This window comes from Chryseobacterium defluvii (genome assembly GCF_003634775.1).
GTDB classification, from domain to species: Bacteria; Bacteroidota; Bacteroidia; order Flavobacteriales; family Weeksellaceae; genus Chryseobacterium; species Chryseobacterium defluvii.
Genome location: NZ_RBXB01000002.1, coordinates 113,290 through 126,583, shown reverse-complemented (window position 1 = coordinate 126,583; position 13,294 = coordinate 113,290). Strand labels below are relative to the sequence as shown.

The following is a 13,294-nucleotide window of genomic DNA, read 5'->3' as shown; positions in this document are numbered from 1 at the left end:
AACTTATAATGTTTCACATTCCTGGATAAGCTTTCTCAAAATGTCCTCCGTAGAAAGCTCACTGTAATCATGAATCGACTGTCCTGCCCAAATGCTTACAAAATCAGCATTGTTCAAAGTTTTTGAAACCCTTCTTAATTCATTCGTCAGTTTATTTTGATAAGGATAAGGTAAAATATAATCTGAATGGTCAAGAGTTTCGATGTACTTATTTTTAATTCCCCTTGCATAACGTCCCGAGAAACTTCTCGTCAAAACAATATCCTTTTCATTCACATTTTTTAGCCTTTCCTTTTCATACGGCTGTAAAGCACTTTCCTGAGAAGCCAAAAGAATACTTCCCACCTGAAAACCTTGTGCTCCCAGATCTTTTGAGGCTTTCAACGTCTTTGCATTATAAATTCCGCCCGCATAAATCAACGGCAGTTTTACATGGTCATAAACCTGAGAAAACAAAGACAAACCTCCGATTTGAGGAATATTTTCAGCATCGAAAGTTCCTCGGTGTCCTCCTGCTTCAATTCCCTGCACACAGATCATATCGATTCCGGATTTCTCCAATAGTAAAGCTTCCTCCACAGAAGTACAGGTCCCGATAAGCACTACTCCATTTTCTTTTAATTTCAGGATCGTTTGAGCATCCAGATTTCCGAAAGTAAAGCTTACGATTTTACAGTTTTCTTCAATAATGGCATCGATTTGCTCATGATAACCGTTTACTTTTATTTCCTCCAATTTCGGAAGATTCACCTCAATGCTATTTTCTTTTGCCAATTGTTCTATGAACAGTTTTGTGCGAATATATTTCTCCTGTAAAGAATCTGTGATTTCAGGAATGTCATGAACGAAGATATTAACTGCAAATGGCTTATTCGTAAGCTTTTTCGTTTCTCTGATCAGCTCAACAGACTTATCCGCAGAAAGATCTGCTAAAGCCAATGAACCCAGACAATAGGCTTTAGAAGCGGCAGAAGCCATTTGTGGAGTACTCACTCCAAACATCGGAGCCTGGATCACCGGATATTTCACGCCTAATCTTTTACTTATAGTATCAGTATCTGACCAAAACATAATGTATTGATTTAAAATTCATAAAAAAAGAAGCACTACCGCTTCCTTTGTTCCTTATAATATTTCTTTCTCTCTGTATCCAATTTTTCTATAGCATACGAAAAAGTAGCTGCAGGCATGGTTTTCACATATCGGTCCAGAAAATCAAACAACCTTTTCTGATCTTTTTTACCCGCTTCCCTCACCCAACTTCCGACTGCTTTATTTACTAACTCATTGGAATCATGAACAAGAATTTCAGCAATTCTGAACGTATCATCTACATCATTTTTTCTAATAAAAGCATGAGTACTTACAATGGCGGTTCTTCTTTCCCACGGACTCTCAGATGTTGCCAACTGATACAAAATATCTCTCGGTTTGTCAATTAAATACTCGCCGATAATATTTCTTGCGGCTCTGTCCACAAAATCCCAGTTATTCAGGCGGTCATGACGAAGAATATATAAATTGAAAAGTTCTTTTTTCTTTTCCGCCGAAGTCTTTTTATTTCCTGCCTGAAAATCCATGATACTTACCGCTCCCATTCTCACTTCATAGAAATCACTATCCAATAATTTGCTGACCTCATCCAAAGGCATGGCGGAAAACTCTTTAGCTGTATTAAAAACATCTCCAAACTTCACTCCGAAAGATTTTGTAACACCATCGTTTCCTTTAAAAAATTTCTCCACCTTATCAAATTCTTTTTCATTGATGAAGGTGGAAAGTTTTTCTATGAATTGTTCTGCAGTCATGATTTCATTTATAAAATTTTCTCTCGCAGATTAACGCAGATTTTTTTGAATATTTTTAAAATTTATCCTTACAATTAAAAGCAATCATCTGCCAAATCAGCTCAATCTGCGAGAGATTATAATTAAATATCCGCTACAGATCTCAGCATTTTCTCTTCCCAAGCCGGATCTTTCGGATCAAAGAACAATCTTTTTCCTGTATCCAGAGAACGGACTACATTCATTTCATCTTCAATCAGCTCAAAATCAAAAATATTGAAGTTTTCTTCAATTCTTGAAGGTGTTACCGATTTAGGAATCACACAGAATCCTTCCTGCAGATGCCATCTTAAAATAACCTGTGCTACTGTTTTATGATACTTTTCAGCGATAGTTTTTAATTCTGCATTATTTAATAGTTCTGCATTTCCATTTCCAAGCGGGCTCCAGGGTTGGGTCACAATATTATTCTCCCTGTCATATACCTGAAGTTCTTTCTGCTGGAAAACCGGATGCAGCTCAATCTGGTTGATCACAGGCAAGACACTGGAATTAGCTTTTAATTCTTCTAGTTTTTCTACTGTAAAATTACATACCCCGATCGCTTTTATTTTTCCTTCATTATATAACTCCTCCAACGCTTTCCAGGCTCCTAAGAAATCCCCGAAAGGCCAGTGAATAAGATACATATCCAGATAATCCATCTGCAGTCTGTTTAATGTTCTCTGAAATGCACTTTTCGCCTTTTCATATCCATGATCCTGAACCCACAGTTTTGACGTGATAAACAACTCATCTCTGTCTATTCCGCTATTTTTTACCCCGTCTCCTACTGCTGTTTCATTAAGGTAAATAGAAGCCGTATCAATCATTCTATACCCCGTATGAATAGCTTTGATCACTGCGTTTTCACACTCTTTCATGTCTTCCATCTGCCAAACTCCAAACCCTAAAGCCGGAATATCCACCCCGTTATTTAATCTGATCACAGGTTGCCCTGAATATGTCTTTTGTTGCATAACTCCTTATTTATGTTGTTTATGTAAAGTGAAACAAATTTGCGACAAAAAATTGAAATTTTATAGGTAAAACCATAGACTGTGTAAAATTTCAGAATAGTTTATTTTTGTATTAAATTCTAAAAATGCCCCATCAAATCAGATTAGCAGAACCAAAAGATTATCCCGGGATCATGGAAATATGGGAATCTGCCGTAAAAGCCACCCATGATTTTCTGACGGAGGAAGATTTCAATTATTTCAAAGAAGTGATTCCTAAAGATTATTTACCCAACCTCGATGTATATTTGCTTACTGAAAATGACGAAGCAAAAGGTTTTGCATCCGTTGCAGGAAGTAATCTGGAAATGCTCTTTATTCATAATGATTCACGTGGAAAAGGATATGGCAAAAAACTATATCAATTCATGAAAGAGACAACCGGGTTGACCAAAGTGGATGTGAATGAACAAAATCCTCAGGCAATCGGGTTTTATAAAAAAATGGGATTTAAGCAGATGGGAAGATCGGAGAAGGATGGTTCCGGAAAAGACTACCCTCTTATTCACATGAGTTTATAATGGAAAAATTGACGTTCAATATACTTAATCCGGATTCAGAAATTCCGTATCAATTACTTTTATTGGCAGATGAAACAGTAGAAGCCATAAACAAATATATTTTCAATTGTTCCATCTATGTCTTAAATGATGGAACTGAGGACATTGCGGTAATGGCTTTGCATGCAAGCAGCAACCTAGAACTGGAAATCAAAAACATAGCCGTTATTGAAAACTACCGGAATCAGGGAATTGGGAGCATTCTCATCAACAAAGCCAAAGAAATTGCCCGGCAAAATCATTATACCTCCTTAATAGTAGGAACTTCGGATACCGGATTCCAGCAGATCAGGTTTTATGAAAGGAACGGTTTCATCAAAAAAGAGATCCGCAAAAATTTCTTTATAGAAAATTATCCGTTCCCTATTTACGAAAACGGAAAGCAAATGCGCAATATGATCGTTCTAGCTCATCACCTGCCTGAATAATCCTTTGATATGGTCAATCTCCGACGGATAATTGGTATTTTTCCTGCATCCGAAATACAGCGTATTTTCCAATTTCTTTTCTCCTTCCCAAATAAGCTTGATTTCTCCGTTCTCAATTTCATTTCGGCATAAAAAATCAGGAACTACAGCCAATCCGGTTCCCCCTTTCAGACAACGGATGATTGAATTTAAATTCGGGACAATATAATTCGGTCGGAAATTCGGTTTATGCCCGAAATTAAGAATCCAGAACTGGAAAAGATGCTCCATATCTCCTGTTGTTCCGTACCATTTCTCCTGTTTCAACCATTCTTCTACATGTTCGATACCCTTGTTTTTTACGGTATCATTAAAACTATCGGTATCAATATCTTTTCCACCTACCAGAATAATTTGCTCTGATGAAAAGGCTTCATGACTGATATTTGGAGAAACTCCTTTTTTAGGCGTAATGATCAGATCGAGGATTCCTTTATCCAGCTGATCCAGCATTTCAGGATATTCTCCGAAACAGATGATCAGATTAAACGGCAACGTCGAAACATATTGCTCCAAAGTCGTCTGAAATGTTTCAAAACACATTCCCACACTGATGGTCGGAGTATGTTTTTCCGTAGATTTCTGGAAGTTCTTTTCTACATCTTCCAGCTTGGTTAATGGTTCGGAAACCGCATTGAACAGGACTTTTCCTCTCTCGGTCGGAATCATTTTCCTTCCGGTCCTGTCGAATAATTTATAGCCTACATAAGCTTCCAGAGAGCTTAAATGTAAACTTACTCCCGGTTGCGAAATAAATAAGGAGTCTGCAGCCCCCGTTAAGGTTCCGGTTTTATATATCGCTTTAAAAGTACGGTACCATTCTAAATTAACCATCACTTTAATTATTATAATTATAATACAAAGGTATAATTTATATTATTTTTATTATACAAAAATCGAAACTAATTTTGCATTGTAAAATTTAACAAATCAAAAACAATGAAAAAAGTATTAATAATCAACGGGGGACAAAACTTCGGACATTCCGGAGGAAGATATAATAAAACAATTACAGAAAACACGTTAGAGGTTTTACAAAAGTTCGAAAATGTAGAGGTAAAGATCACCCATGTAGATAGAGATTATGATAAAAATGAAGAAGTTCAGAAATTCGTTTGGGCAGATTACATCATCTATCACACGCCGATCTGGTGGTTCCAGCTTCCGAACGGATTGAAAAAATATATCGATGAAGTTTTCACCGCCGGACATGCTAAAGGAATTTATATGAGTGACGGAAGAAAGCCTGAAAACCCGCAAATCAATTACGGAACCGGAGGAATGCTCGGAGGAAGAAAATATATGGTAACAACAAGCTGGAATGCTCCTGCAACCGCTTTTACACTCCCTGGAGAATTTTTTAACGAAACCAGTGTGGATAATGGACCGTTATTTGGATTTCACAGAATGAATGCCTTTGTTTCTTTAGAAAAAATGGAGAGTTTCCACTTCCATGATGTAGAGAAAAACGCGAACGTAGAACGCGATATGAAACTGTACAGAGAACATCTTGAAAATGTTTTTGAAAAAGAGCTGAAACCAGAATTAGTGTAATCTGATGAAAAGAATATTAATTACAGGAATCACCGGGTACATCGGTGGAACCATAGCTAAGAAGTTGCTGGATAAAAATTATACAGTAATTGGCCTGATCCGTAATGAAGTTCATGCTCAAGAACTGGAAGCGGCCGGAATTGAAACAGTCGTAGGAAACATCCATGATGAAACAATTTTAAGATCAGCAATTTCCAATGCGGATGCTATTATTCATAATGCGGATTCTGCAGATGATGCCTATGTTGCAGACAGTATCGTGAATGCGCTGGAAGGAAGCGGGAAAACATTTATTTTCACTTCCGGCTCAGCGATATTTGGTGGAAAAGAGAATGGAGAGAAAAATGATTTTGTATTTACAGAAGATATTCCATTACAGCCAAGACTGGAAATGGCTTCAAGGGTACTCATCAATCAGCATATCCTTCAGTCTGCCAGAAAAAATGTGAGAAGCATCGTTATTGTTCCTACTATGGTGTATGGAGAAGGTTTGGGTCTTAAAAAAGACAGCATTCAGCTTCCTGCTCTCACTCATTTCTCCAAAGAGAAAGGTTTTGGAGTTTACTTCGGAAAAGGGGAAAACATCTGGTCAAACGTTCATATTGAAGATCTTGCAGATCTTTATGTACTCGCACTGGAAAAGGCAAAAGCGGGTTCTCTCTATTATGCGGAAAACGGTTCTTCAACAATAAAGAATTTAGCAGAAAAAATAAGTGAACGCTATGAACTGCAACCTGCACAATCGGTGACAGTTCAGGAAGCTGTTAACCAATTTGGTCCTGCAGGAGGATATTTCGGGTTTGCATCCAATAGTCTATGCAACGCCGATAAAGCCAAAACGGAATTGAACTGGAAACCACAACATCAATCGATTGAAAATTATGTGTAAACTATGAAAATTTATCTTACAGCCATCATCAAAGCAAAGGAAGAATACAGAACTGAAGTATTGAAAACCCTTCAAAATATGGTCGGAGAAACCAGAAAAGAAGAAGCCTGTGAGTTATACAGCCTGCATCAGGGAATTGAAGACCAAAATCAATTTGTTTTCTACGAAATCTGGAAAAATGAAGAAGGGTTGGCTTTACATAACCAACAGCCCTATATCCGGGCCTTCGGAGCTTTGGTTGATGAAAAATTACAGGAAAAACCACAAATATATACAACTCATATTATCTAACCGTATGAAAAAATTAGTGTTTTTATTCATAAGTTTATTGTCAATAAGCTTATTCCAGTCACAAAACAAAAAATCTATTACAATGAAAAAGAAAATTTTATTTGTCGTAACCAGTCATGACAAAAAAGGAAACACCGGAGAAAATACAGGATATTATTTAGGGGAAGTTTCCCATCCATGGGAGGTTCTTCATCAAGCAGGGTACGAAATTGATTTCGTAAGCCCGAAAGGCGGAACTCCACCTGTTGACGGATTTGATTTAAGTGATCCTGTGAACAAGGAATTCTGGGAAAACAAAGAATATAAAAATAAAATCGACAATTCATTAAAGCCTTCTCAGGTAAACCCATCTGATTATTCAGCTATTTTTTATGCAGGAGGCCATGGTGCCATGTGGGATTTGGCTGATAACACTGAATTGGCAGGAATCGCTTCAAAAATTTATGAGAACGGCGGAATCGTAGCGGGTGTTTGTCATGGTCCTGCAGGTTTGGTGAACATCAAGCTAAGCAATGGAAAATATTTAGTAGATGGAAAAAAGATCAATGCTTTTACCAATGAAGAAGAAGCTGAAGTGAAACTGACGAACGTAGTTCCTTTCCTTTTAGAAGACAAATTAAAGGAAAGAGGAGCAAAATTTGAAAAATCAGAGCTTTGGCAGAATCATGTGGTAGCCGATCAGCGAGTGATCACCGGACAGAACCCTCAATCTGCAAAAAGTGTTGGTGAAGCTATTTTAAAAGAATTAAAAAAATAAAAAGCTGAATCATTAAGATTAAATGGAGAGATTCCTTCTTATGTCGGAATGACATTCGAATGCTTTTAATTTTTCTATACAAAAGAGCTCTTCGAAATTGAAGAGCTCTTTTTTGTAAATAACTGTGTTCCTGAAATTACTTCATAATAGGAAGATGCGTACTGATTGCAATCCTGTTCCATGAATTGATGGTCACAATAGCCATAATAATCTGTGCGATTGTACTTTCATCAAAAAGCTGTTTTGCTTTGTAATAGGTTTCCTCAGTCAATCCTTTTTGACTGATCAAAGTAATTTCTTCCGTCATCGCCAAAAGAGTTTGTTCTTCTTCCGTATACAGCTCTGCTGCTTCTCTCCAGGCGTTTAAAAGATAAATTCTCTGTGGAGTTTCCCCATATTTGATGGCATCTTTCGTATGCATATCCAGGCAGAAAGCACATCCGTTGATCTGCGATGCTCTGATCTTAATCAGTTCTTTCTGAATAGGGTTTAAAGAAATGTTCTGAAGATAGCCTTCCAGTCCCATCATAGCTTTGTAAGCTGCGGCATCCGTTGTAGCGATGTTAAGTCTTGTACTCATATTGAATTATTTTTTGGTTAATTGATCTATACTAAAAGAATATTGTTGTTGAGAGGCTATTAAAAAGGCACCTGCGCTTCCCACCCAAACAGAATAATCAAGCGGAGCTTTAACTCCCAAGGCGATCGTCATGGACAAAGCAAAAACCAGTAACAGAAATCCTGTTCCGCATGCTGCCATTCTGGTTTTAAATCCTAAAATCAGCATCAAGGAAAAAACTATTTCTAAGAAAGTAGCTGCGTAGGCTGAGGTTCTGCTTAGAAATTCCGGAAGAAAGAAAGTGAGCTGTTGCGTATACTTTTCAAAATTCCCCCAATTTCCCCATGCAGAATTTTTACCCCAAAATCCGAAACGGTCTCCAACGGCAGAAAGCATCGTTATCCCAAGGGCAAATCTCAAAAACAACTGTTGAAACTGAATTTTTTGATTAGTCATGATGTTGGCTTTTAATTACATGACAAAGTTCCGGTTTCTCAACCGTAATAATCTTAAACTGGTTTAAGAACGTAATTTCGCCCTGATCTCACTGAGGTATTCCGGAGTAAATCCTAAAAAAGAAGCAATGAGGTATTGAGGAATTCTTTGAATAAACCACGGGTATTGGGTACTGAAATGTACATACAGCTCTTCTCTTGACATTTCGTATAGATAACGGATTCTTCGTTCGGATGCAGCATAAGCTCTCTGGTAGACCATCCTGAAATAACGCTCCATCACCGGATGCTTCTTCAACAGTAATTCCTGGGTTTGAAGATCAATTACTAAAATAGAAGACTTTTCAACGGCCTGAATACAAAACTCAGATTTGATCTGCCTTTCGTAAGCAAACGTATCTGTGATCCACCAGTTTTCAATAGCAAATTCCGTAGTTTGCTCCACTCCTTTTGCATTGGTGAAAAACTTTCTGAGACAACCTTTCACGACAAAATACAAATTCTTACAGACGTCTCCATCAAGCATCAGACTCTGTTTTTTCTTAACTTCCTGTACCTGGAAAAAAGAAAGGATAGAAGCATATTCTTCATCATTTACCGTAATAAATTTATCTAAATGTGCTTTGAATGTGTCCATTTTGTAATTTAGTATTCAAACTTAACTTTATTTTTTTAGTTTTACAATGACAAAAAACAATAATCATGGAAATTGTTGCCAAAATTCTGATCGCTGTTGTAGCACTGGAACACCTTTATATTCTGTGGATGGAAATGTTTGCCTGGGAAACCAAGGGTAAAGAAGTTTTCAAATCGGCATTGCCTGCGGAAATGTTCAAACCTACCAAAGGATTGGCGGCCAATCAGGGATTGTACAACGGTTTTCTTGCAGCCGGCCTTATTTGGTCTTTTTTTATTGAAGATCAGAAGTGGCAAACCAATATTGCCCTTTTTTTTCTGGGATGCGTAGCTGTGGCCGGAATTTACGGAGCTATTTCTGCCACCAAGAAAATATTTTTTGTCCAGGCACTCCCAGCAATTTTGGCTATAATCGCAGTACTTTTGAAATAAATTATTTAAACTGGGAAGAAATTTCCAGCAATTTCTGTTTTAATTTTTCAGGCTTAAGTTGTCCTTCATGATAATACACCAGATTTTGGTTCTTATCCAGAAAAATCCATAAAGGGTAAACAGGCTGGTTTTTATTTTTAGACAAAGCTAAAGCCAGTTGGTGAATTCCTGTATTTCCACTGGATAAATAAGTAAATTCCTGATCCTGAAAACGGATTTTCTCTTTGGTTTTTTCCGCTTCAAAATTGATGAAATAGAAATCTTTATTCATCATTTTTACCACTTCTTCATCCTTATTCATGGTAAAAGATTCTATTTTACAAACCGCACACCAATCCGTATAAAGATGAATGACAACAGGTTTAGCCTGTTCTTCCCGCATGGTTTCCAGTTCAGAAAAAGTACCTGTCTTTACCTGTGAAAGATAAAAACAGGGTACTAACATTAAAACTATATGTATAATCACTTTCATTTTAAAATGTATTTTACGCCTAAAAACCCTCTGATCTTCTGCATCGGAGCATAACCATAGGTTGTATCAAAAGTATAATGGTTCGGATTGTTCACCGGATCATCAACATATTGGTCAAACGGGTCAAACGGCCGCATCAAAGGATCTTTCGGAGTGAAGTTGAACAGATTTTTCATACCACAATAAACTTCAAATCCTGACCTGAAGCTTTTAGACACCTGAATATTGGCCAAAGAATAAAATGGTGAATATTCAGGACGGTAATCATCCGGTAAAACAGGTAACCGCATAGGTCCGTAAAATTGACCTGTGAAATCAACAGTCACATTACTCGGGAATTTATAGGATAGATTATAAGTTCCGCTCCATTTCGGAGCATGCAATTGTTGAGATTTCTCACTTTCACCATCCAGTTTCTGATATACATCAAGATAAGTGACTCCCAAATTAATGCTCAAAGGAAAACTGAAACTGTAATCCACATTTATAGAAGCTCCTCTTGAAATACCATATCCGTGAAGATTATCATAAATAATTTTATCCGGTTCCGTATCAAAATCCCCGACAATTTTATTGCTGAAATACGTATAAAATGCAGACGCATCAAGATTGATCATACGATCTCCTGCAGGAATTTTCCAGACATAATTCAGATTTCCGTTGATGGATTTTTCAGGCTTTAAATTGGCTTTAATCACCACTTCACGGGAACCCGTCAATGCCGCATGATCCTCTGTAAATAAATTTACTACCCGGAAACCTGTTCCGAAATTGAAACGTAAAGTATGGTAAGGGTTAGGAGAAAATTTCCAGGCGAATCTCGGTGAATGAACAGAGTGATGGATTTTGTCATAATCATATCTGTATCCCAACAATAAAGTGTTTTTAGAATCTATCTCCCATTGATCCTGTATAAAGGCACCCCAAATCGGCGACTTCATCGGCTGATTGGTAAACCCATCTGCGGATAAGGTTCCTGGAGTATTATCATCATAAAAAGTTTTTTTGAAAGTCAGTCCTAAGATCATATCATGACTTCCCCATTTTTTATCCCAATACGTCTGTACAAAAGCTACTTTCTGCAAAGCATCAAACGGGTTACTCCCATAAAAAGAATCCTGATTATGATAATTATAAGAAAATTGAGTAATCACCTGCTCTTTGACCGGCCATTGATATACCCCGAAAGCTTCTACCCTGTTCGTATAAATACTCTCACCATAGACCTCAGTACTTCCTCGATAAGACTTATTCCATTGCATTTCTCCTCCGAATCGGTCTTCATATAAATATCTTAAGGCAAAACTCGCCTGTCGGTTCTCTTTTCTTTGGAAATTCCATTTATTGAAAACAGAAACTCTGTTTTGTAAGGCGGCGTCGGTAAAATTATCCTTATTCTGATCAAATCTTTTACTGAAATTAAAATAGTTCAGGCTTAATAAGGACGCAACATTTTTCCCAAGACTAAATTTTGTCGACAAGTCCAGGTTATTTTCACTCCAGGTACTTGTCATGACATCAACACTTAATTGAGGAGCGGTCAAAGCATTTTTAGTAATGATATTGATAACTCCTCCCATCGCTTCAGAGCCGTACAGAGACGAAGCCGGACCTTTTACCACTTCAATCCGGTCAATCAGGCTGTTTGGGATTCCACTTAAACCGTATACCGTGGAAAGTGAGCTTACAATCGGCATTCCGTCAATCAAAATCATGGTATATGGACCTTCCAATCCATTGATATGGATATCTCCCGTATTACAAACCGAACAGTTGAGCTGAGGTTTTACTCCATTGACCATTGCAATGGCTTCAAAAATACTGGGTGTAGGATTCTTCTGAAAAAATTTCTGACTGTAAATTTCTACCGCTACCGGACTTTTCGACTTGCTGATCGGCTTTATGGTTCCGGTAATGACTACATCATCTATCAGCTTCGCCTTGATTTCTTTTTTAGGACCTGCCAGAGAATCTTTTTCGCTTGGATTCAACTGCAAACTGTCCGCCTCCTGAGAAAAGCAATAGGATGATAATAGGACAATAGAAAATAATATTCGCGTCATGAAATTAAAATTGTTAGACAAAGCTAACAATTATTTTTAGAACTACAAAACAACATGATAAATGTTGTTAAAATCAATTCATGAAAAATTATTAAATTTGAGAAACTACATTTAAAGTAAAATGAGATATCATCTAGCGGGAAATATCCCACAAAAAAGACATACGATTTTTAAATCTCCGGAAGATCAATTTTACTATGAGCAGCTTTTCGGAACGGAAGGTTTCCATGGTATTTCTTCTTTGTTGTATCATATCCACCGTCCTACGCAGATAAAATCTATAGGACCGGCAAAAGATGTTACACCAAAAATCGCTGTTGAGAAAAACATTACACCCAGAATGTTCAAAGGGATGAATGTAACTCCTGAAGACGATTTTATGGACAGCCGAAAAATCCTTTTGCTGAACAATGATCTGAAAATGGGATTGGCCAAGCCGAGAAAATCGATGGATTACTTCTATAAAAATGCAGAATGCGATGAGCTTTTATACGTTCATCAGGGAAATGGAGTTTTAAAAACTTTTGTGGGAGATTTAGAATTTTTCGTTGGTGATTATCTGATCATTCCGAGAGGAACGATTTATCAGGTTGAACTGAAATCTGATGACACCGTATTTTTCGTACTGGAAAGCCACTCTCCGATTTATACCCCGAAAAGATACAGAAATGAATTCGGGCAGTTATTGGAACACTCTCCTTTCTGCGAAAGAGATATCATTGCTCCCACTTTCGTTGAACCCAAAGATGAAAAAGGAGAATTTCTCATTAAAGTAAAAAAAGAAAACCAGATCACAGATTTCATCTACGCTACCCATCCATTCGATGTAGTAGGTTGGGACGGTTACTTTTACCCTTATAAATTCAATATCAAAAATTTTGAACCGATTACAGGAAGGATTCACCAGCCGCCACCGGTTCACCAGAATTTTGAGGGCCATAACTTTGTAGTTTGCTCATTCTGTGCAAGAATGTACGATTATCATCCAATGGCAATTCCTGCCCCTTACAATCACTCCAATATTGATTCTGATGAAGTGTTGTTCTATACGGAAGGAGATTTCATGAGCCGTAATCATATTGACTTGATGGACTTTACGCTTCACCCCGGGGGAATTGTTCACGGACCTCATCCGGGCGCTATGGAGAGAAGTATCGGGAAAAAGTTCACTGAAGAATATGCTGTGATGGTTGACCCTTTCCGCCCCTTGAAAATTACGGAAGAAGCATTAAAAGTAGAAGATCCGTCCTACAAAACTTCCTGGTTGGAAGAAAACGATAAAACACTGGAAGATCGCTCACAAGAGTAATTGCA

Annotated in this window: 17 protein-coding genes; 8 read left to right on the top strand and 9 right to left on the bottom strand. The window is 37.5% G+C overall.

Annotated features, from left to right (window positions below):
• Nucleotides 1-3: 3 nt before the first annotated feature.
• The 3 genes from BCF58_RS07385 to BCF58_RS07375 form a co-directional block, all read right to left on the bottom strand.
• Entirely contained in the window at nucleotides 4-1,071 is a 1,068-nt protein-coding gene (locus tag BCF58_RS07385) for an NAD(P)H-dependent flavin oxidoreductase (protein WP_121461178.1), read from the bottom strand.
• A 35-nt stretch (nucleotides 1,072-1,106) separates the two neighbouring features.
• On the bottom strand, nucleotides 1,107-1,808 hold the full coding sequence (locus tag BCF58_RS07380) for a DNA alkylation repair protein (protein WP_121461177.1): 702 nt from the start codon (nucleotides 1,806-1,808) through the stop codon (nucleotides 1,107-1,109).
• Between the two features lie 122 nt (nucleotides 1,809-1,930).
• On the bottom strand, nucleotides 1,931-2,806 hold the full coding sequence (locus BCF58_RS07375; RefSeq protein WP_121461176.1) for an aldo/keto reductase: 876 nt from the start codon (nucleotides 2,804-2,806) through the stop codon (nucleotides 1,931-1,933).
• Nucleotides 2,807-2,931: 125 nt separating this feature from the next.
• Here BCF58_RS07375 and BCF58_RS07370 point away from each other — a divergent pair, with 125 nt between their 5' ends.
• Complete coding sequence (locus tag BCF58_RS07370) at nucleotides 2,932-3,366, top strand: GNAT family N-acetyltransferase (RefSeq protein ID WP_121461175.1); 435 nt, start codon at nucleotides 2,932-2,934, stop codon at nucleotides 3,364-3,366.
• Entirely contained in the window at nucleotides 3,366-3,833 is a 468-nt protein-coding gene (locus BCF58_RS07365; protein WP_121461174.1) for a GNAT family N-acetyltransferase, read from the top strand. The genes BCF58_RS07370 and BCF58_RS07365 overlap by 1 nt, the downstream gene beginning before the upstream one ends.
• Here the strand turns inward: BCF58_RS07365 and BCF58_RS07360 are convergent.
• The gene (locus BCF58_RS07360) at nucleotides 3,810-4,706 is read right to left on the bottom strand and encodes a LysR family transcriptional regulator (protein WP_121461173.1); all 897 of its coding nucleotides are present in this window, start codon (nucleotides 4,704-4,706) and stop codon (nucleotides 3,810-3,812) included. The two genes, BCF58_RS07365 and BCF58_RS07360, sit on opposite strands and share 24 nt — an antisense overlap.
• Before the next feature lie 105 nt (nucleotides 4,707-4,811).
• Between BCF58_RS07360 and BCF58_RS07355 the strand changes: the two genes are divergently transcribed.
• The 4 genes from BCF58_RS07355 to BCF58_RS07340 all read left to right on the top strand — a co-directional run bounded on the left by BCF58_RS07355 (nucleotide 4,812) and on the right by BCF58_RS07340 (nucleotide 7,363).
• Nucleotides 4,812-5,426, top strand: coding sequence for an NAD(P)H-dependent oxidoreductase (locus tag BCF58_RS07355; RefSeq protein ID WP_121461172.1), 615 nt, complete (start codon nucleotides 4,812-4,814; stop codon nucleotides 5,424-5,426).
• A 4-nt stretch (nucleotides 5,427-5,430) separates the two neighbouring features.
• Entirely contained in the window at nucleotides 5,431-6,315 is an 885-nt protein-coding gene (locus tag BCF58_RS07350; protein WP_121461171.1) for an NAD-dependent epimerase/dehydratase family protein, read from the top strand.
• A 3-nt stretch (nucleotides 6,316-6,318) separates the two neighbouring features.
• Nucleotides 6,319-6,606: a putative quinol monooxygenase gene (locus tag BCF58_RS07345; RefSeq protein ID WP_121461170.1), complete on the top strand. Its 288-nt coding sequence runs from the start codon at nucleotides 6,319-6,321 to the stop codon at nucleotides 6,604-6,606.
• Nucleotides 6,607-6,688: 82 nt separating this feature from the next.
• Nucleotides 6,689-7,363, top strand: coding sequence for a type 1 glutamine amidotransferase domain-containing protein (locus tag BCF58_RS07340; RefSeq protein WP_121461993.1), 675 nt, complete (start codon nucleotides 6,689-6,691; stop codon nucleotides 7,361-7,363).
• Nucleotides 7,364-7,499: 136 nt separating this feature from the next.
• Here the strand turns inward: BCF58_RS07340 and BCF58_RS07335 are convergent, their stop codons facing one another.
• From BCF58_RS07335 to BCF58_RS07325, 3 genes are all read right to left on the bottom strand, one after another.
• Entirely contained in the window at nucleotides 7,500-7,943 is a 444-nt protein-coding gene (locus BCF58_RS07335) for a carboxymuconolactone decarboxylase family protein (protein WP_121461169.1), read from the bottom strand.
• A gap of 6 nt (nucleotides 7,944-7,949) precedes the next feature.
• Entirely contained in the window at nucleotides 7,950-8,378 is a 429-nt protein-coding gene (locus BCF58_RS07330) for a DoxX family protein (protein ID WP_121461168.1), read from the bottom strand.
• A 63-nt stretch (nucleotides 8,379-8,441) separates the two neighbouring features.
• Nucleotides 8,442-9,014 (bottom strand): Crp/Fnr family transcriptional regulator, encoded by a 573-nt coding sequence (locus BCF58_RS07325; protein ID WP_121461167.1) that lies wholly within the window; start codon nucleotides 9,012-9,014, stop codon nucleotides 8,442-8,444.
• A 65-nt stretch (nucleotides 9,015-9,079) separates the two neighbouring features.
• Here BCF58_RS07325 and BCF58_RS07320 point away from each other — a divergent pair, with 65 nt between their 5' ends.
• Entirely contained in the window at nucleotides 9,080-9,445 is a 366-nt protein-coding gene (locus BCF58_RS07320) for a DUF1304 domain-containing protein (RefSeq protein ID WP_121461166.1), read from the top strand.
• A gap of 1 nt (nucleotide 9,446) precedes the next feature.
• Here the strand turns inward: BCF58_RS07320 and BCF58_RS07315 are convergent, their stop codons facing one another.
• Nucleotides 9,447-9,890, bottom strand: coding sequence for a thioredoxin fold domain-containing protein (locus BCF58_RS07315; RefSeq protein WP_228434755.1), 444 nt, complete (start codon nucleotides 9,888-9,890; stop codon nucleotides 9,447-9,449).
• A gap of 23 nt (nucleotides 9,891-9,913) precedes the next feature.
• On the bottom strand, nucleotides 9,914-11,980 hold the full coding sequence (locus BCF58_RS07310) for a TonB-dependent receptor plug domain-containing protein (RefSeq protein ID WP_121461164.1): 2,067 nt from the start codon (nucleotides 11,978-11,980) through the stop codon (nucleotides 9,914-9,916).
• Between the two features lie 121 nt (nucleotides 11,981-12,101).
• Between BCF58_RS07310 and BCF58_RS07305 the strand changes: the two genes are divergently transcribed.
• Nucleotides 12,102-13,289 (top strand): homogentisate 1,2-dioxygenase, encoded by a 1,188-nt coding sequence (locus BCF58_RS07305; protein WP_121461163.1) that lies wholly within the window; start codon nucleotides 12,102-12,104, stop codon nucleotides 13,287-13,289.
• Nucleotides 13,290-13,294: the final 5 nt, after the last annotated feature.